The 17,798-nt window shown below is 61.8% G+C and carries 14 protein-coding genes; 7 read left to right on the forward strand and 7 right to left on the reverse strand.

All coding sequences use genetic code 11. The features are described 5' to 3' along the window. Positions 1 to 114: 114 nt before the first annotated feature. Both AB1462_RS26070 and AB1462_RS26075 read left to right on the forward strand, forming a co-directional pair. Complete coding sequence (locus AB1462_RS26070) at positions 115 to 1,239, forward strand: TIGR03364 family FAD-dependent oxidoreductase (RefSeq protein WP_367248302.1); 1,125 nt, start codon at positions 115 to 117, stop codon at positions 1,237 to 1,239. Further along, positions 1,239 to 1,793, forward strand: a complete 555-nt coding sequence (locus tag AB1462_RS26075) for a phosphonate degradation HD-domain oxygenase (protein WP_367248304.1) — start codon at positions 1,239 to 1,241, stop codon at positions 1,791 to 1,793. Before AB1462_RS26070 ends, AB1462_RS26075 begins: the two co-directional genes overlap by 1 nt. On the opposite strand, the gene AB1462_RS26080 is transcribed toward AB1462_RS26075, so the two are convergent. Both AB1462_RS26080 and AB1462_RS26085 read right to left on the reverse strand, forming a co-directional pair. Next, positions 1,790 to 3,157: a DUF3482 domain-containing protein gene (locus AB1462_RS26080; protein WP_315335326.1), complete on the reverse strand. Its 1,368-nt coding sequence runs from the start codon at positions 3,155 to 3,157 to the stop codon at positions 1,790 to 1,792. The two genes, AB1462_RS26075 and AB1462_RS26080, sit on opposite strands and share 4 nt — an antisense overlap. Next, positions 3,150 to 4,529: a DUF2868 domain-containing protein gene (locus AB1462_RS26085; protein WP_367248306.1), complete on the reverse strand. Its 1,380-nt coding sequence runs from the start codon at positions 4,527 to 4,529 to the stop codon at positions 3,150 to 3,152. The genes AB1462_RS26080 and AB1462_RS26085 overlap by 8 nt, the downstream gene beginning before the upstream one ends. 69 nt (positions 4,530 to 4,598) lie before the next feature. Here AB1462_RS26085 and AB1462_RS26090 point away from each other — a divergent pair, with 69 nt between their 5' ends. Further along, on the forward strand, positions 4,599 to 5,111 hold the full coding sequence (locus AB1462_RS26090) for a dihydrofolate reductase (protein WP_259191758.1): 513 nt from the start codon (positions 4,599 to 4,601) through the stop codon (positions 5,109 to 5,111). Between the two features lie 95 nt (positions 5,112 to 5,206). On the opposite strand, the gene AB1462_RS26095 is transcribed toward AB1462_RS26090, so the two are convergent. Then, entirely contained in the window at positions 5,207 to 6,598 is a 1,392-nt protein-coding gene (locus AB1462_RS26095; protein ID WP_090401621.1) for an L-cystine transporter, read from the reverse strand. A 242-nt stretch (positions 6,599 to 6,840) separates the two neighbouring features. Here AB1462_RS26095 and AB1462_RS26100 point away from each other — a divergent pair, with 242 nt between their 5' ends. The 4 genes from AB1462_RS26100 to AB1462_RS26115 all read left to right on the forward strand — a co-directional run bounded on the left by AB1462_RS26100 (position 6,841) and on the right by AB1462_RS26115 (position 12,171). After that, positions 6,841 to 7,902, forward strand: coding sequence for a phosphorylcholine phosphatase (locus AB1462_RS26100; protein WP_090401622.1), 1,062 nt, complete (start codon positions 6,841 to 6,843; stop codon positions 7,900 to 7,902). Positions 7,903 to 8,105: 203 nt separating this feature from the next. Further along, on the forward strand, positions 8,106 to 8,639 hold the full coding sequence (locus AB1462_RS26105) for an RNA polymerase sigma factor (RefSeq protein WP_090401623.1): 534 nt from the start codon (positions 8,106 to 8,108) through the stop codon (positions 8,637 to 8,639). Then, a complete protein-coding gene (locus AB1462_RS26110) occupies positions 8,636 to 9,592 on the forward strand; it encodes a FecR family protein (RefSeq protein ID WP_090401624.1) in 957 nt (318 codons plus the stop codon). The genes AB1462_RS26105 and AB1462_RS26110 overlap by 4 nt, the downstream gene beginning before the upstream one ends. A gap of 131 nt (positions 9,593 to 9,723) precedes the next feature. Continuing rightward, positions 9,724 to 12,171, forward strand: coding sequence for a TonB-dependent siderophore receptor (locus tag AB1462_RS26115; RefSeq protein WP_367248310.1), 2,448 nt, complete (start codon positions 9,724 to 9,726; stop codon positions 12,169 to 12,171). 71 nt (positions 12,172 to 12,242) lie between these two features. Here AB1462_RS26115 and AB1462_RS26120 read toward each other — a convergent pair whose 3' ends face one another. From AB1462_RS26120 to AB1462_RS26135, 4 genes are all read right to left on the reverse strand, one after another. Further along, a complete protein-coding gene (locus AB1462_RS26120) occupies positions 12,243 to 12,860 on the reverse strand; it encodes a putative adhesin (protein ID WP_315335322.1) in 618 nt (205 codons plus the stop codon). Positions 12,861 to 13,018: 158 nt separating this feature from the next. Next, a complete protein-coding gene (gene ilvD / locus AB1462_RS26125) occupies positions 13,019 to 14,860 on the reverse strand; it encodes a dihydroxy-acid dehydratase (RefSeq protein WP_367248312.1) in 1,842 nt (613 codons plus the stop codon). A 303-nt stretch (positions 14,861 to 15,163) separates the two neighbouring features. Further along, positions 15,164 to 16,339 (reverse strand): MFS transporter, encoded by a 1,176-nt coding sequence (locus tag AB1462_RS26130; RefSeq protein WP_367248314.1) that lies wholly within the window; start codon positions 16,337 to 16,339, stop codon positions 15,164 to 15,166. A gap of 188 nt (positions 16,340 to 16,527) precedes the next feature. Continuing rightward, positions 16,528 to 17,724, reverse strand: a complete 1,197-nt coding sequence (locus tag AB1462_RS26135) for a class I SAM-dependent rRNA methyltransferase (protein WP_367248315.1) — start codon at positions 17,722 to 17,724, stop codon at positions 16,528 to 16,530. Positions 17,725 to 17,798: the final 74 nt, after the last annotated feature.

A 17,798-nucleotide genomic window follows, 5' to 3' on the forward strand; every position in this document is an offset into this window, starting at 1 on the left:
TTCGTTAGGGCTACTGGCCTCATCGGGAGCAAGCCCCCTCCCACATTTGGAATGCGTACCCCTGTGGGAGGGGGCTTGCCCCCGATGGCGGTCTTGAAAACAGGACATCACTTCATGACACAACTACTGATCATCGGCGCCGGCATCCTCGGCCTGTCCCACGCCTACGCCGCCGCCAGGCGTGGGCTCAAGGTCAAGGTGTTCGAGCGCAGCGCCACGCCCCTGGGCGCCTCGGTGCGCAACTTCGGCCAGGCCCTGGTCACCGGGCAGCCGCCGGGGCCGATGCTCGACCTGGCACGGCAAAGCCGTGAAATCTGGGGGCATTGGGCACAGGAGGCGGGCCTTCAATTGAAGCGCAATGGCTCGTACCTGTTCGCCCGCACCGACGCGGAAGAACACCTGCTGGAAGCTTTCTGCGCCGGTCGTGCGCAAGAGTACGGCTACAACGTTGAGTTGCTGCAAGGCGCGGCTATGAAGGATCTGTATGGCGGCCAGTTCCGCCATCACCGTGCCGCGCTGCATGGCAAGGACGACCAGCAACTGTATTCGCGCGAGGCGATACCGGCGCTGATCCACTACTTGAGCCAGCAACTGGGTGTGGAATTTTACTTCTCCACCCTGGTGCGTGACGTGGAGCCGGGCCAGGTGCACAGCACGGCGGGCAGCTTTCGTGGCGAGCAAGTCATCGTCTGTTCCGGCCACGATTATCAAACCCTGTTGGCCGAGAGCATCGCCGAACTCAACCCGCAGATCTGCCGCCTGCAAATGCTGCGCGCCCGGCCTGCGCTCAACCTCAACCTGCAACATGCCTTGCTCACCGGCCTCAGTTGCGTGCATTACGGCGCCTTTGCCGACCTGCCTGAAGCCGCGTCGGTACAGGCGCAGATCCTGCGCGATGCGCCGCACTTGCATGCACACGGGATTCACCTGCTGATCAGCCCGACGCCCCATGGCGAACTGATCATCGGCGACTCCCACGACTACGGCAGCGACGCCTCGCCGTTCAATGCCGAACAAGTGGATGACTGGATGATCGAGTTGGCCGAGCAGACCTTGGGTTGCAAGATCCAGGTGGTGGAGCGCTGGCAGGGTGTCTACGGTGCCAGGGGCCCGGCGCCGTTTTCGTTCGTGCAGGCCGCACCTGGCGTGAGCGCCGCCCTGATGCACACCGGCGTGGGCATGAGCGTGGGGCCAGCGATGGCCGAGCGCAATATCACCGCACTGTGGGGAGACGCTTAATGAACCCGGAACGTGCGATTGCCGAAGTCTTTGGTGTGTACGAGCAGCACGGCACGGCGGATTACATCGGCGAGCCGGTGTCGCAGATCGAGCACATGTCCCAGGCCGCGCAATTGGCCATGGCCGAAGGCTTCGATGATGAGGTGGTGCTGGCGGCGTTCTTCCACGATATCGGCCATCTCTGTGGCCAGGATGGCGAGAACATGGGCGGTTATGGCGTGTTCAGCCATGAACGGTTGGGCGCCGACTATTTGCGTCGCGCAGGCTTCAGTGAACGCATGGCCAGGCTGGTGGAGTACCACGTCGAAGCCAAGCGCTACCTGACGTTCAGCCAGCCGGACTACTACGCACGCTTGAGCGAGGCCAGCCGCCGCACCCTGGGTTACCAGGGCGGCGTGATGACGGCCGAGGAGGCCCGGGCGTTTGAGCAGGACCCGTTGTTTCAGGTCAGCCTGCGCATGCGCCACTGGGACGAACAGGCCAAGGCAATGCACGTGTCGGTGCTCGACCTGGAGGTGCTCAAGGCCAAGGCCCGGCAGCTGCTGGCGGCTTAAGTCTCGTCGAGGCGCTGGGCCAGGGCTTCGACCTGTTCCTGGCGCTCGGCCTGGCTCAGTTTGGCCTGGGGGTTGAGGGACGACCATTGCGGGTGGGCGCGGGCCTTCTGCAACGCGTCCGGCAATTTGCCTTCGCGCCAGGTCTTGTCCTGGGGCGTATCGACCTTGATGCTGTGCATCGCCGCATGGCCGCGCAGGTTCAGGGCCTTGAGCAACTGGCGCTGGCGCAGGGCGAGCAGGCGCAGCACGCTGTCGTCCACGGTCAGCTCGCGTTGGCCTTTGATCTTGCCCAGCAGGCGGCTGCCGTAGCTGCGTGCGGTCTGCAACGCGCCACCGGCGATGGCGCCCGCCAGGGCGGCGGCGCCGAGGGTCAGCCCGCCGACCAGCAGGTCTACACCGGCCCCGGCCGCCGCGCCCGCGGCAATACCACCGCCCACGCGCACGCCGAGTTGCTTGAGGGTTTCCGGGTTGAACAGGTCATCACCCCAGCGGCCGTCGAGCAACGGCAAGTCGCTGGCGGCAGCGTCCTGTGGACGGAAGCCGAACAGCTTGAGCAAGGCCTCCACGCATTTTTGTTCGCGCTGACGCACCGCCTTGCGCAAATCGCTGATGGCTTGTTGCTCATCTTCAGTCACCACGCTGCGTCGGCACGCGGCGCAGTCGATCAGCAATTCGGCAATCAACCGTGCGGCGCTCTGTTGACGGGCCTGGCGCTGGGCTTGCTGGTCGAGGATCAAGCGCTGCAACTGCGGCCGGGCGTTTTCCAGCAGCAGGGCGAGGCTTTCATACAAGCGACGTTCGCCGTCTTCCGGCGGTGCGACGCTGTCGAAACGCACCAGCGCATGCAGGCCGAGGCGCGCCAGGGCTTCACGCCAGTCCGGCTCGCGGTGGTCGCTGCTGCTGACGAAGTTGAGCACCGGCAGCAACGGTTTGCCGCAACTGGCCAGCACTTGCAGTTCATCACGGTACTTGGCCAGCACCGGCTCGCGAGCGTCGATCACATACAGGCCGGCGTCCGAGGCCAGCAGTTGACGCAGCACCTTGGCTTCCTGTTCGAAACGCTGGCGGGCTTCGCTGCCCTCCAGGAACCGCGCCAGGCGGGCCGGGCCGTCCAGGCGTTCGCCGGGGCGATCCAGGCGTTCCAGGTAATCGAGCAGGGCGATGGCATCTTCCAGGCCGGGTGTGTCGTACAACTCCAGCAAGGCTTCGCCGTCGACCGACAAGCGCGCACCTTCGACATGCCGCGTGGTGCTGGGGCGATGGGAGACTTCACCGAAACCGACATCACGGGTGAGGGTGCGCAGCAACGAGGTCTTGCCGACGTTGGTGTGGCCGACCACGGCGAGTTTCAGTGGTTTAGTCATGACCGGTCTCCAGCCAGTTCAACGGCGCGCAGTCGGCGAACGGCAGCTCCAACTGTTGCAGCGCGCTGTGCCAGTCGCCCAGGCGCTCGGCATCCAGCGCCTGGCCGGGCGGGGCTTGCAGCAGCCATACACGAGTAGCGGCGGCGCTGCGTGCGAGTTCGGCGATCAGCGCCAGGCTGCCACGGTCGGGCGAACGGCGCGGGTCGCAGGCGATGGCCAGGCGCGCGGGTGGGAAGCGGCTGAGTTGCTCCAGAAGCTTGTTACGCGATTCGCGGCTGTCGAGGATGCCAGCGTGCTTCACATTGGCCGGCAGCTTGGGTGGCCAAGGGTGCTGATCGTCCAGCTCGATGGCGACGAGTAAGGCGCCGTCGCTTTCCAGCTCACTGACGCCGCCGGTGACGTGGTGCAGCTGTTCCGGCGCGGCGTCGTTGACCCCAAGGCGCTCGCTGCTGGGCATCAGGCGTTCGCGCAGTGGGCTGTAGCCGGGCAGGTTGAGGTCCAGGCGCAAGGCGGCGCGCCCGCGTTTCCAGCGCCACAGGCACAGCAGGGCGAGGATCAATCTTGGCAGCAGGCCGTAGACCAGCAATACCCCGACCAACCAGGCGGCCCAGGCCTGGCGGGCGCTTTCGATGTTCAGGGCGGAGTCGCCGCTGGCACGGATCATCTCGACGGTCGGCACATTGAAGCCCAGCAGGGCGGGCAGGGTGCCGAGGGCCTGGGTCACGGCGACAAAGGTGTCGGCGCCGAGGATGGTGGTTTCCCACACAAAGCCGTAACGGCGGGTGGCGAGCAGCGTCAGCAGAATCACCAGCGCGCTGAGCAGCGCCAGCAACCACAGGCTGTTGACCAGCACGCCCACTGCCCTGCGATTGAGTTTCTGCCGTTGCAGCAACAGCAGCAACGCGGGGGCCAGTTGGGCGGCCTTGGCATCGCGCGCAAGCTTTTCACTCAACCACAACCACAAGCGCCCGAGGCTGGCGCTGTGTTCGCCGGCAAACAACAGCCCCAACGCCCAGCTCAACAGCAGGATCAGGTTCAGGCCGAGCAGGCTGCCCAGGGCCCAGAACACATTCACTGGGGTCAAGCCGTTGCCCAGCGCCGCAAAGGCCAGGCCCGCACCGCTGATGACGGCCACCACCGCCAGCAGCACCAGCGCCAGGCGTGCACCTTGCAGCCAGCGCGTGAGGGCGGCGGTCAGGCCGTCGTGTTCGGCGAGGTGCAGGGCGCGCTGTTGAATGCGCGTCGGCAGGTCGCCGCCCGCTGTGCGGGCGAGGCGATTGGCTTCCTGGTCTTCCAAGGGGCCGGCGTGTTCTTCACGCAGGCGCACGGTTTCCGTCAGCCAGAGTTTGTGCAGGGGGGTCAGTGCTGTCACGCGCCATCCTGTTGTGTTCGTGAGCCTGGAGCATAACTGCTGACTCGCACCTCTGGTATTCTCGTCGCCATGAAAAAAACTCTCCCTTTAAGCCTGATCGCAGCCCTCGGTGAAAACCGCGTGATCGGCGTCGACAACAGCATGCCCTGGCATTTGCCGGGGGATTTCAAATATTTCAAGGCCACCACGCTCGGCAAGCCGATCATCATGGGGCGCAAGACCTGGGACTCCCTGGGCCGACCGCTGCCGGGGCGCTTGAACATTGTGGTCAGCCGTCAGACCGATCTGGCGCTGGAAGGTGCGGAAGTTTTTCCGTCACTCGATGCCGCCGTGGCGCGGGCTGAAGCCTGGGCGCTGGAGCAGGGCGTGGATGAGCTGATGCTGATCGGCGGTGCGCAGTTGTATGCGCAGGGGCTGGAACAGGCGGATCGCCTGTACCTGACGCGCGTGGCGCTGAGCCCGGAGGGGGATGCGTGGTTTCCGGCGTTTGATGCGAGCCAGTGGAAGTTGGTTTCCAATCTGCCGAACCCCGCCGAAGGTGATAAGCCGGCTTACAACTTCGAAGTCTGGGAAAAAGCCTAAAAGCATCGGGGGCAAGCCACCTCCCACACTCGATCGCATTCTCATGTTGGAACTCGATCAACTGTGGGAGGGGGCTTGCCCCCGATGGCGGCCTATCAGGCCTGCGCTAACTCCGCATGCTCATCCGCATCCAACAACGCTTTATCCGTCTGCCCCATGACCTGGCTGGTAATCGCCCCCGCCGTCATCGAACCATTCACGTTCAGCGCCGTGCGACCCATGTCGATCAACGGCTCCACGGAAATCAGCAGCGCCACCAGTGACACCGGCAAGCCCATGGCTGGTAGCACGATCAACGCGGCAAAGGTCGCGCCGCCGCCTACGCCCGCCACACCGGCCGAACTCAGGGTCACAATCGCTACCAGGGTCGCGATCCACAGTGGGTCCAGCGGGTTGATGCCCACGGTCGGCGCTACCATCACCGCCAACATGGCAGGGTAGAGACCGGCGCAGCCGTTCTGGCCGATGGTCGCGCCAAACGAGGCGGCGAAGCCGGCGATGGATTGCGGGATGCCCAGGCGGCGGGTCTGCGCCTCAATGCTCAGTGGGATCGCCGCCGCGCTGGAGCGGCTGGTGAAGGCAAACGTCAGCACCGGCCAGACCTTGCGGAAGAAGCGCAGTGGGTTGATCCCGGCCAGGGACAGCAGCAGGCCGTGCACCACGAACATCAGGCCCAGGGCCAGGTACGACACCACGACAAAACTGCCGAGCTTGATGATGTCCTGCAGGTTGGAACCGGCGACTACTTTGGTCATCAGCGCCAGTACACCGTACGGGGTCAGCTTCATCACCAGGCGCACCAGGCGCATTACCCAGGCTTGCAGGGTGTCGATGGCGTTGAGGACCTTCTGGCCTTTTTCCACGTCATCCTTGAGCAGTTGCAGTGCGGCAACCCCGAGGAATGCGGCGAAAATCACCACGCTGATGATCGACGTCGGCTTGGCCCGGGCCAGGTCGGCGAACGGGTTGGCTGGCACGAACGAGAGCAGCAACTGCGGGATATTCAGGTCGGCGACCTTGCCCGCGTAATCGTTCTGGATTACTTGCAGGCGCGCCATTTCCTGGGTGCCGGCCACCAGGCCTTCGGCGGTGAGGCCGAACAGGTTGGTCAGGCCGATACCGATCAACGCTGCAATCGCGGTGGTGAACAACAGGGTGCCGATGGTCAGGAAACTGATCTTGCCCAGGGACGCTGCGTTATGCAGGCGCGCCACGGCGCTGAGGATCGAGGCAAATACCAGCGGGATCACGATCATTTGCAGCAGTTGCACGTAACCATTACCAACCAAGTCGAACCAGCCGATGGAGGCTTTGAGCACTGGGTTGCCGTCGCCATAGATCGTGTGCAAAGCCGCACCGAACAGCACGCCCAGGACCAGGGCGAACAGGACCTTCTTGGCGAGGCTCCAGTGGGTGCGACGGGTTTGTGCCAGGCCCAGCAACAGGGCCACGAACACCAGTAAATTGAGAATCAGGGGCAGATTCATTGAAGCTCCGTTGAGAAGGCAGCCAATCGCGTGAGCCTGCGATTGCGAACCGGAAAGCCTAACAGCTTGAAATATATTGATTTAATACCAATATGGAATGGTGGCTGTCGTTTTTGGAATAAGCGTTTGACGCTCAGGTGTATGCCGCTGGCGGGATCAGGATGTGCACTGTCGTGCTCGACATGGGAACTGTCACAGGGATTTGTTAGCGTCGATGTCTTTCACTCAGGGAGACAACGCCTATGAAGCTCGCGCCGAAACTACTGGTATCCGCCGTACTTTGCCTGGGGCTCGCCAGTCAGGCGTTTGCCGCCACCGAGTTGAAACACTGGCCGGCACCTGCCGCCAAACAACTGAACGAGATGATCGCCGCCAACGCCAACAAGGGTAACTTCGCGGTGTTCGACATGGACAACACCAGCTACCGCTACGACCTCGAAGAGTCCTTGCTGCCCTACATGGAAAACAAGGGCCTGATCACCCGCGACAGCCTCGACCCGTCGCTCAAGCTGATGCCGTTCAAAGACACGGCCGACCATAAGGAAAGCCTGTTCAGCTACTACTATCGCCTCTGCGAAGTCGACGACATGGTCTGCTACCCGTGGGTTGCGCAGGTGTTTTCCGGCTTCACCCTCAAGGAACTCAAGGTGCAGGTGGATGAGTTGATGGCCTCCGGCAAACCGGTGCCGGTCAGCTATTTCGAAGGCGACGTGGTGAAGAAGTCCGAGGTACAGCCGCCGAAAGTATTCACAGGCCAGGCCGAGCTGTACAACAAGCTGATGGAAAACGGCATCGAGGTGTACGTGATGACTGCCGCGTCGGAAGAACTGGTGCGCATGGTCGCCGCCGATCCGAAGTACGGCTACAACGTCAAACCGGAGAACGTCATTGGCGTGACGACCTTGCTCAAGGACCGCAAGACCGGCGAACTGACCACCGCACGTAAACAGATCGCCGCCGGCAAATACGACGAAAAAGCCAACCTTGGCCTGGAGTTGACCCCCTACCTGTGGACCCCGGCAACGTGGATGGCCGGCAAGCACGCGGCGATCCTGACCTACATCGACGAATGGAAAAAACCGGTGATCGTCGGCGGCGATACGCCGACCAGCGACGGCTACATGCTGTTCCACGATGTGGACGTGGCCAAGGGCGGCATCCACCTGTGGATCAACCGCAAGGACAAATACATGACTCAACTTAACGGCATGATGGCCAAGCATGCGGCGGCCCAGGCCAAGGAAGGGTTGCCGGTGACGGCCGACAAGAACTGGGTGATCGTCAAGCCTGACGAGATTCAGTAACACCAAGTCGCCTGCATCGCAGGCAAGCCCGCTCCCACCGTTGAAGGTGTTCACACATCAAAATGTGGGAGGGGGCTTGCCCTCCATGGCGGCCTCAAGAGCACCAAAAAAACCAGGCAAAAATACATATCAATTGCGAACCAATCTCATCATCTGCTAGCGTGCGCACTTCCTGAACCCTCCGTTCTTCTCAAGGTAGTGCTGTGCTCTCTTGGAATTCACAGATCGCGCGCCTGTTCGCGGAGCAGAAGAAAGCCCTCGAAGCCTTCGTCACTCGCCGCACCGGCAGCGCCCAGGTGGCCGCCGACCTGACCCAGGAGTCGTTCCTGCGTCTGGCCCGCCTGGACTCCGGCGAAAAGATCGACAACCTCCCAGCCTTCCTCTTCACCATCGCCAGCAACCTGGTGCGCGATCACCAGCGCCAAGCCATCCGCCGTGAGCGCCTGGACGCCGGCGAGCCCAGCGAAGAGCTGCCGTGCAGCAACCCAGGTGCCGACGAGCAATTGGCCGCCTACCAACAGGAGCAACTGATGCAGGACGCGATCCTGGCGTTGCCCGCAGCGACTCGGCAGATCTTCCTGCTCTATCATGTCGACGAACTTTCCTACCGCGAGATTGGCGAACGCCTGTCGATTACGGCGCGCAGCGTGGAATACCAGCTGCGTCGCGCCTTGATTGAATGCCGCGCGTACATCAAGACGCGGCTTGCCTGCGATGAACAAGGACGTCGCTCATGACCGCCACCTCCACTGCCGACGAGTTGTTCGAAGAAGCGTCCGGCTGGTATTTCCGCCTGCAGGCCGAGGACGTGACGCCGGCCGACATGGACGCCTTTGCCGCCTGGCTGGGGCAAGGCCAGGCTCAGGATGACGCTTGGCAGGAGGTGCAGGCGATGCTCGGCGGCCTGCGCGAACCGGCGCGGGTGATTCGCCGCGCCGAACAGGCCGCCTGGCGCAAGCCGGCGCGACGCTGGCCGCGTTGGGCGTGCGCTGCGGCGGTGTTGCTGGCGGTGGGCCTCACCGTCCAGAACACGCCATGGCTCGACCGTCTGCGCGCGGACTACGCCACCGGCACCGGCGAGTCGCGCAGTATCGAACTGGCCGATGGCTCGCATCTGCAACTCAACACCGACAGTGCGGTGCAAATCCGCTTGAGCGCTGGCGAGCGGCAGATCCGTTTGCTGCGTGGCGAAGGTTTCTTCGACGTCACCAAAGATCCGGCGCGGCCGTTCGTGGTGCAGTCCGGCGACGGCTGGGTGAAGGTGGTCGGTACGCAGTTCAGCGTTGCGCGGCGCGATGCGCAAACACGCGTGCAGGTGGCGCAGGGTAAGGTGCAGGTCAGTGCCGGCAGTGGTGAACCGGTGTACCTGGAGCCCGGGCGGGCCGTGGAATATCAAGGCCAACGCCTGGCCGAGGTCCACGCTTTCGACCCGGCCAGTGGCTTTGCCTGGCGCCAACGGCAACTGGTGTTTCGCCAGCAACCGTTGTCGGAAGTGGTCAGCGAGTTGAACCGCTACTGGCCGGGTAAAACCCTGGTGCTGGGAGATGCGCTGCGCAATCGCGTGGTGTCGGGTGTGTTTGAAATCGACAAACCCGACGCCGTGATCAAAGCGCTGGAGTTCACGCTTAACCTGCGCGTCGAGCATTACACCCCGTATTTGCTGGTGTTGCGCGAAGGGAAAGCATCGTAATAGCAAGTTTTTGAAAAAACTTTCAGGGTTTCTCCCCAAGCACTCGTCCTTGATCACTGAGGCGTAAATAGTAAGCACTCTCAAGTAGTGCGGCGCCGATCACAGACTTTTTGCACCGGGGAGCACCATCCATGGCACACCGATTCGCCGCACAGCCCTTGCTGGCACTGGCCATTTCCATGGCCTTCGGCACTGCGCCGCTGTATTTGCAGGCCGCCGAAACCACCCAGGCCCAGACCTACCGTTTCGATATTGCAGGGCAAAGCCTGGACGGTGCGCTGGCGGCGTTTTCGGCGGTGACGCGAATTCAGGTGCTGGTGTCGGGTGAGTTGACCCAGGGTGTGCTGTCGCCGGGTGTCAAAGGTAACCTCGGCCAGCGCGAAGCCTTGGGGCAATTGCTCGGCGGCACCGGGTTGAGCGCGGCGTTTATCAACGCGGACACCGTGACCCTGGAAAAGCGCATGGACACAGGCGCAGCCATCGAAGTCGGTGCCACTACCATCAGCGCCGAACACCTGGGCGCCACCACCGAAGGCAGCGGCTCCTACACCACCGGCGCAGTGACCCTGGGCAAGGGTGAGCAGAAGCTCAAGGATATCCCGCAATCGGTCAGCGTCATGACCCGCAAGCAGATGGATGACCAGAACACCACCAAGCTCTCCGAAGTGGTCAAGCGCACGCCCGGCCTGACCGCAACCAAATCCCCCGGCCCCGGCATGTTCATCTTCTCCCGTGGCTTCGAGATCGGCACCCTGCAATACGACGGCGTCGGCATCCCACGTAACACCTACGCGCTGGGCAGCTATCTCACCGAAAACATGGCGATCTACGACCGCGTCGAAACCTTGCGCGGCCCGGCCGCCTTACTGCAAGGCGCGAACAGCCCCGGTGGCACCATGAACCTGGTGCGCAAGCGCGGCCAGCATGCGCCTACGGTGACCGTCACCGCCAAGGCCGGCTCCTGGGACCATTACGGCACTCAGGTGGATGCAGGTGGACCGCTGAACGCCGAAGGCACCTTGCGCGGCCGGTTTGTGACGGATTACGACACCACCAACTCCTTTGTCGATTATGTCGGCGGCTGGAATCAGACGGTCTACGCGGCGGTGGACTACGACTTCACGCCTGACACCACCGTCGGCGTGGGCATCAGCAACCAGAAGGGCCATTTGCGGCCCAACTTCATGTCATTGCCGCGTTATGAAAACGGCAGCGATATCGGCCTGCCGCGCTCGACCTTTGTCGGCGCCAGTTGGAACCGAGCTGTCAATAACCAGACCCAGGTGTTTGCCGACATCGAGCATCGCTTCAATGATGACTGGAAAGTGAAAGCCGCCCTTGTGGCCATGGACGAACACAACGACGCGACCTACCAAGCGACGTGGGACGCGATCCCCAACCCCGGCGACACCGGTACCGTGCGTTACGTGGACTGGGTTACCGACTTCAATACGAAAAGTCGTGGTGCGGATGCGTATGTAAATGGCAAGTTCGAAGGCCTGGGTATCCAGCAGGAGGTCGTGCTGGGTGCCAACTATTCCAAACTCACCACCGACGACCAGTGGGCCCGGGCGGCAACGGCTGGCGCCGATATTTTCAACATCGACCACAACCGTCCGCAGCGCGACAAATACCAGCTGTTTCAGGCGGGAAATGCGTCCAAGAGCTGGTACGACATTCGGCAGAAAGGCATCTACGGCACCTGGCGCGTGAAAATACTCGACCCGCTGACCTTGATCGTTGGTGCGCGTACCAGTTGGTATGACTATTCGTACATTGACCAGAGCGGTTCCCGGGGTGTGTACGGCAGCCCGTCTGGAAGCTCCACTCAGACTAGTGGCAAGGTCACGCCGTATGCGGGCCTGGTATACGCTCTCAATGATCAATGGTCAGCCTACGCCAGTTACGCCGATGCGTTCGAGCCGCAAACCAACCTGACCACCTCCGGCTCCCTGCTCAAGCCTATCGAGGGCAAGAACTACGAGCTTGGCCTCAAGGGTGAACTGGCCGATGGCCGCCTGAATACCTCCTTTGCCATCTTCCGCTACGACCAGGAAAACCGTGGCGTGCAGGACCTGCAAGGGCCGATGAACTGTGGCGGCTGGTACTGCTCGGTCGCCTCGGGCAAGGTCCGCAGCCAAGGCTTCGAAGCGACATTGGGCGGCGAAGTGCTGCCGGGCCTGCAACTGGTCTCCAGCTACACCTACAACACCACCAAGTTTCTCAAGGACGACACCTACGAAGGCAAGGTCTTCAGCACCTGGACGCCCAAGCATCTGCTCAAGGTCTGGGGCGATTACCAGTTGCCGGGGGACTGGAACAAAGTCAGTGTCGGTGCCGGGGTGACCGCGCAAAGCAGTACCGTGGCCTACGACCGCACTTTCAGCGTGCCGGGCAATGCGCTGTGGGATTCGCGGGTGGCCTACAAGATCAACCAGGAATTCACCGTCGCGGCGAACCTGTACAACCTGTTCGACAAGAAGTACTACATCCCTGCCTACAACGCGAACTGGGGCAGCAACTACTACGGCGATCCGCGTAATGTGATGTTCACCATGACCTACACGCCGCAGTTCTGAATTCATCCGCATAAAAGTGCCTGGCCCTTGGCGGGGCACTTTTTATGTGCGGCATTTCAGCCTGCATCGCCTTAAGTTACCTGAGCTGTGTTGCAGCTTCCTTCACGCAAAGGCGCACGGTATAGAGGGGCAGCAGGATTAAGTAAGTTCGGGCGACAGAATGAAGCGTGAATCTCTTGATACTGCAGCCCCTTGTTATTCACCGCCGTGAGGGCGTCCTGCAAAGTGATAGTAATGTTCCTCAGGGTGAGTGAAGGTTTTTTCCGGTTGCGCACAGTCAGCACGTCGAAGTCCGAGTTGTTCACGGTATACCGAATGTTGTTGTAAGACTCTTCCTGATATTTGCCGAGCATATAATTTCGGACGTTTCCACCAGGACGGGTTTTCTCGTAAATTTCGACGGTTTTCCGGGCTACGGCGCCCAGGGTGGGGTCTTGCAGCGAATGACCATCCGGGCCATAAAAAATAAGAGACGTCTTCCCCGGCACTTTCAAGTTCATACCCGGAAAGTAGGCGGCATGGGCGCTGATGATCAGCTTTCTGGGAGACTGCTGTGTGGGGCCCTGGAACAGGTAGAAATGCTCACCAAGAGGGATTGCCCCTTTTGGCGGCGGGTTTTCTGTGTGTTGTGGGGGATGCTGGAGGGGCGTGGAAACCGTGACAGGAGAGGGGGGCGCGATTCTGGGCATAAGCGTTACCTGTTAGAAAACTGAGATCACGAACGGGCCTTTGCAGTGCTGAGCTCGGTAGGGTCAGTTTATTTATTGGTAGCTGATGGTATTGGGTTCCAGCGGCGGACAAAAAAATGCCCCGGAGATCGGGGCATTTTCGAGGCTATTGATGGGGCTTACAGCCCATCCAGCATTGCCTTATTACGCACGGCACCCTTGTCGGCGCTTGTGGCCAGCAGGGCGTAAGCCTTCAACGCAGTAGTGACTTTGCGCGGACGCTTTTCGACCGGCTTCCAACCTTTCTTGTCCTGCTCGACCCGGCGTGCAGCCAGTTCTTCGTCACTGATCAACAGGTTGATCGAGCGGTTCGGAATGTCGATCAGTACCTTGTCGCCGTCCTGCACCAGGCCAATTGCACCGCCGGCAGCGGCTTCAGGCGAAGCGTGGCCGATAGACAAACCCGAGGTGCCGCCGGAGAAGCGGCCGTCGGTGAGCAGGGCGCAGGCTTTGCCCAGGCCCTTGGACTTCAGGTACGACGTCGGGTAGAGCATCTCTTGCATACCCGGGCCGCCTTTCGGGCCTTCGTAGCGGATGATCACGATGTCGCCTTCCTTGACTTCGTCGGCGAGGATGCCGCGTACCGAGCTGTCCTGGCTTTCGTAGATCTTGGCGCGGCCTTCGAAGACGTGGATGGATTCATCCACACCGGCGGTTTTCACCACGCAGCCGTCAAGGGCGATGTTGCCGTACAGCACGGCCAGGCCGCCTTCCTTGGAGTAGGCGTGCTCGACACTGCGGATGCAGCCGTTTTCACGGTCGTCGTCCAGGGTGTCCCAACGGGTCGACTGGCTGAACGCGGTCTGGGTCGGGATACCGGCCGGTCCAGCCTTGAAGAAGGTGTGCACGGCTTCGTCGTCAGTGAGGGTGATGTCCCATTTGGCGATGCCTTCGGCCAGGGATTTGCTGTGCACGGTCGGCAGGTCGGTGTGCAGCAGGCCGCCACGGGCCAGCGAGCCTAAGATCGAGAAGATCCCGCCGGCGCGGTGCACGTCTTCCATGTGGTACTTCTGGATGTTCGGCGCGACTTTGCACAGTTGTGGCACGTGACGGGACAGACGGTCGATGTCGCGCAGGTCGAAATCGATCTCGGCTTCCTGGGCCGCGGCGAGCAAGTGCAGGATGGTGTTGGTGGAACCGCCCATGGCGATGTCCAGGGTCATGGCGTTTTCGAACGCCTTGAAGTTGGCGATATTGCGCGGCAACACCGACTCATCGTTCTCGCCGTAGTAGCGTTTGCACAGCTCGACGATGGTGCGGCCGGCCTGCAGGAACAGTTGCTCGCGGTCACTGTGGGTGGCCAGTGTGGAACCGTTGCCCGGCAACGCCAGGCCCAGGGCTTCGACCAGGCAGTTCATCGAGTTGGCGGTGAACATGCCGGAGCACGAACCGCAGGTCGGGCAGGCGCTGCGCTCGTATTCCGCAACCTTCTCGTCAGAAGCGCTGGAATCGGCGGCGATGACCATGGCGTCGACCAGGTCCAGGCCATGGGAGGCGAGCTTGGTCTTGCCGGCTTCCATCGGGCCGCCGGAGACGAAGATCACCGGGACATTCAGGCGCAGGGCGGCAATCAGCATGCCGGGGGTGATCTTGTCGCAGTTGGAGATGCAGACGATGGCGTCGGCGCAGTGGGCGTTGACCATGTACTCCACGGAGTCGGCGATGATCTCGCGGCTCGGCAGCGAGTACAGCATGCCGTCATGGCCCATGGCGATGCCGTCGTCCACGGCGATGGTGTTGAATTCCTTGGCGACACCGCCAGCGCGTTCGATCTCGCGGGCGACCAGTTGGCCGAGGTCCTTGAGGTGCACGTGGCCCGGTACGAACTGGGTGAACGAGTTGGCAATCGCGATGATCGGCTTCTTGAAGTCGTCATCTTTCATCCCCGTGGCACGCCACAGTGCGCGGGCGCCGGCCATGTTGCGGCCGTGGGTGGATGTTTTCGAGCGGTAATCAGGCATTGGAGCACTCCGGGCGGCTAATCGGTATCAAAGGGGAGTGAGCTTCTATTGACGTCTGGAACACCCGAAAAATGGCACTGGTGTCCGGAAGTTGCCGCAAACGTGACGGGATCGCCGTGCGCATTGGCCTTGAGCTCATAAACCCGCCGGGGGATGACTGGCGATGAATAGGGCCGATTCTACACCGTCTTCTTGTAGGAGCGAGCTTGCTCGCGAAAAACGTAAACGATAACGCAGCGCTAACAGGTAGCCCGCGTCGTGTATGAGTTTTTCGCGAGCAAGAACTAGGCGTCCCCCTCGCTCCTACAGGGGAAAGCGTGAGCGCCCGACCCGTAAATTCGTCAACCAGCCCCAGAGGCTGAACACGATGAAGCTGGCCGCAATGGTCAGCAGCAGATGCGTTCCGGTTTGTGCCAAGGCCGCACTGCTGACGGCGGCCGTGAGGAACATGATGCTGTTCCCGGCCGATGCGGCAGTGCCCGCGCGGCTCGAGAACAACAGCATTGCCGCCGAAATCGCCGCCGGACGAACCAGCGTCACGGCCAGGGCGCTGATCAGCATCGGGATCAGCAGAGTCAAGGTGGTGATGGCTTCAAAAATAATGATCAACGTCAGCAACACACCCGCGACGAGCAATAGTCCGAGGCCGATGTTGATTTGCCGGGCCAGCGCCATGCGTTTTTGCAGGTACGAGGCAGCAACGCCGCCGAGCAGGTAGGCCACGCCGTACACCATCAGCACCAGCGCGTACTGATATTCGGACAGCTTCAGCGCATCCATGAAAATCAGCGGTGTCACGCTGATCAAGGCGAAGTAGCAGGCAAACACCAGGGCGGCGATCCACCAATAGCGCAGGAAGTCGCGATTGGCGGCGACCGCTTTGAGCGTGCCCAGGATCGAGACGGGCGCGCGGTGCGGGCTGGCAGCCTTGGAAGGCAGGATGCAAAACGCATGGATCAACATGCCCAATGCCATCAGCGCAAACCCATAGAAGCTCCCTTGCCAGTCGAAGGTGGTTTGCAGCCAGGAGCCGATCAGCGGCGACAGCGCGACAAACGAGCCGCTCAGGGTCATGTAATAGAGGCGCACCCGGGCTCGGTCCTGCTCGTCGAACAGGTCTTCCACCAGTGCATGGCCCAATACGAAGAAGCCGCAGCCCATGGCCTGGATCGTACGAAACAGCAGGAAGGTCAGGTAATCCGGGGCCGTTGCGCAGCCTATCGCCCCGAGGATCGACAGCGTGATGCAGCCGAGCAGGACTTCCTTGCGTCCCCATTTATCCGAAAGCGGGCCGGCGACCAGTTGTGAGATGGAAAAGACCAGGGTGAACAGGCTGATGGACAGCGCGATGTCTGCGCTGGGCGTGTCGAAGCGGTTTGCCAGTGCGGGGAAAGAGGGCAGCAGGATATTGATCGGGAAGAAGCTGATCAGTGAAATGCAGGTGATGAGGATAAAGCGGGAGAGGGTGGGCCCAGACATTGTTTTTGTTTTCCGGAGTAAAACCAGAAACCGATACTAGTCTGCGAAAAGTGGAATTCAATCAAAAGCGTTGAGAGAAACTTCCTGAATTGACGTGGCTTGCTTGGGTAGGAAAAGTTTTCACGGCAACCACAAAACAAATGTGGGAGGTGGCTTGCCCCCTCCCACATTTTTATCTGTGCTTGGCTTTAGCTGTTTGGCAACAACCGGCACATAATGCTCTTGATATACCGCGTCTCGACAATCGCCGGGTGCACCGGGTGATCCGGACCCTGGCCGCCGCGTTCGAGCATCTGGATATTGCGATCCAGGTGACGGGCGCTGGTCAGCAGGATGTTTTGCAGGTCGTCTTCCGGCAGGTGCATGGAGCACGACGCGCTGACCAGGATGCCGTCCTTGCTGAGCAGGCGCATGGCTTGCTCGTTGAGGCGGCGGTAGGCGCCTTCGCCGTTTTTCATGTCTTTTTTGCGTTTGATGAAGGCCGGTGGATCGGCGACGATCACGTCGAAACGCTCTTCGCTGGCTTTCAGCTCTTTGAGGGCTTCGAAGACGTCGCCTTCGATGCAGGTCATCTTCTCGGCCACGCCGTTCAGCGCGGCGTTGCGCTCGACGCCATCGAGGGCGAAGGCCGAGGCGTCGACGCAGAACACTTCACTGGCGCCGAAGGCCGCGGCTTGCACGCCCCAGCCGCCGATGTAGCTGTACAGGTCGAGTACGCGTTTGCCTTTGGCGTATGGGGCCAGGCGTGCGCGGTTCATGCGGTGGTCGTAGAACCAGCCGGTTTTCTGGCCCTGGATCACCGGGGCTTCGAATTTCACGCCGTTTTCTTCCAGCGCGACCCACTCCGGCACCAGGCCGAACACGGTTTCGACGTAGCGGTTGAGGCCTTCGGCGTCGCGCGCGGCGGAGTCATTCTTGAACAGGATGCCGCTCGGCTTGAGCACCTGGGTCAGTGCAGCGATCACATCTTCCTTATGGGCTTCCATGGTCGCCGAAGCGATCTGCACCACCAGGATGTCGCCGAAACGGTCGACCACCAGGCCCGGCAGCAGGTCGGAATCGCCGTAGACCAGGCGGTAGAACGGCTTGTCGAACAGGCGATCACGCAGGGACAGGGCGACGTTGAGGCGGTGCACCAGCAGCGACTTGTCCAGCGGCAACTTGATGTCACGCGACAGCAGGCGCGCGCAGATCAGGTTGTTCGGGCTCATGGCCACGATGCCCAGGGTCTTGCCGCCGGCCGCTTCCAGGATAGCCTGATCGCCTGCCTGGAAGCCGTGAAGAGGGGTGGCGGCTACGTCGATTTCGTTGCTGTAGACCCACAGGTGGCCGTTGCGCAAACGACGATCGGCGTTGGCTTTGAGACGCAGGCTTGGCAGGGACATGACGTCGCTCCGGAAAAAAGAGCGGGAGTATACCGTGTTGTGCCGTTGTTGGCCGCGCCGCCGGACATGTGGGA

The organism is Pseudomonas sp. SB113 (genome assembly GCF_040754745.1).
Lineage (GTDB): Bacteria > Pseudomonadota > Gammaproteobacteria > Pseudomonadales > Pseudomonadaceae > Aquipseudomonas > Aquipseudomonas grimontii.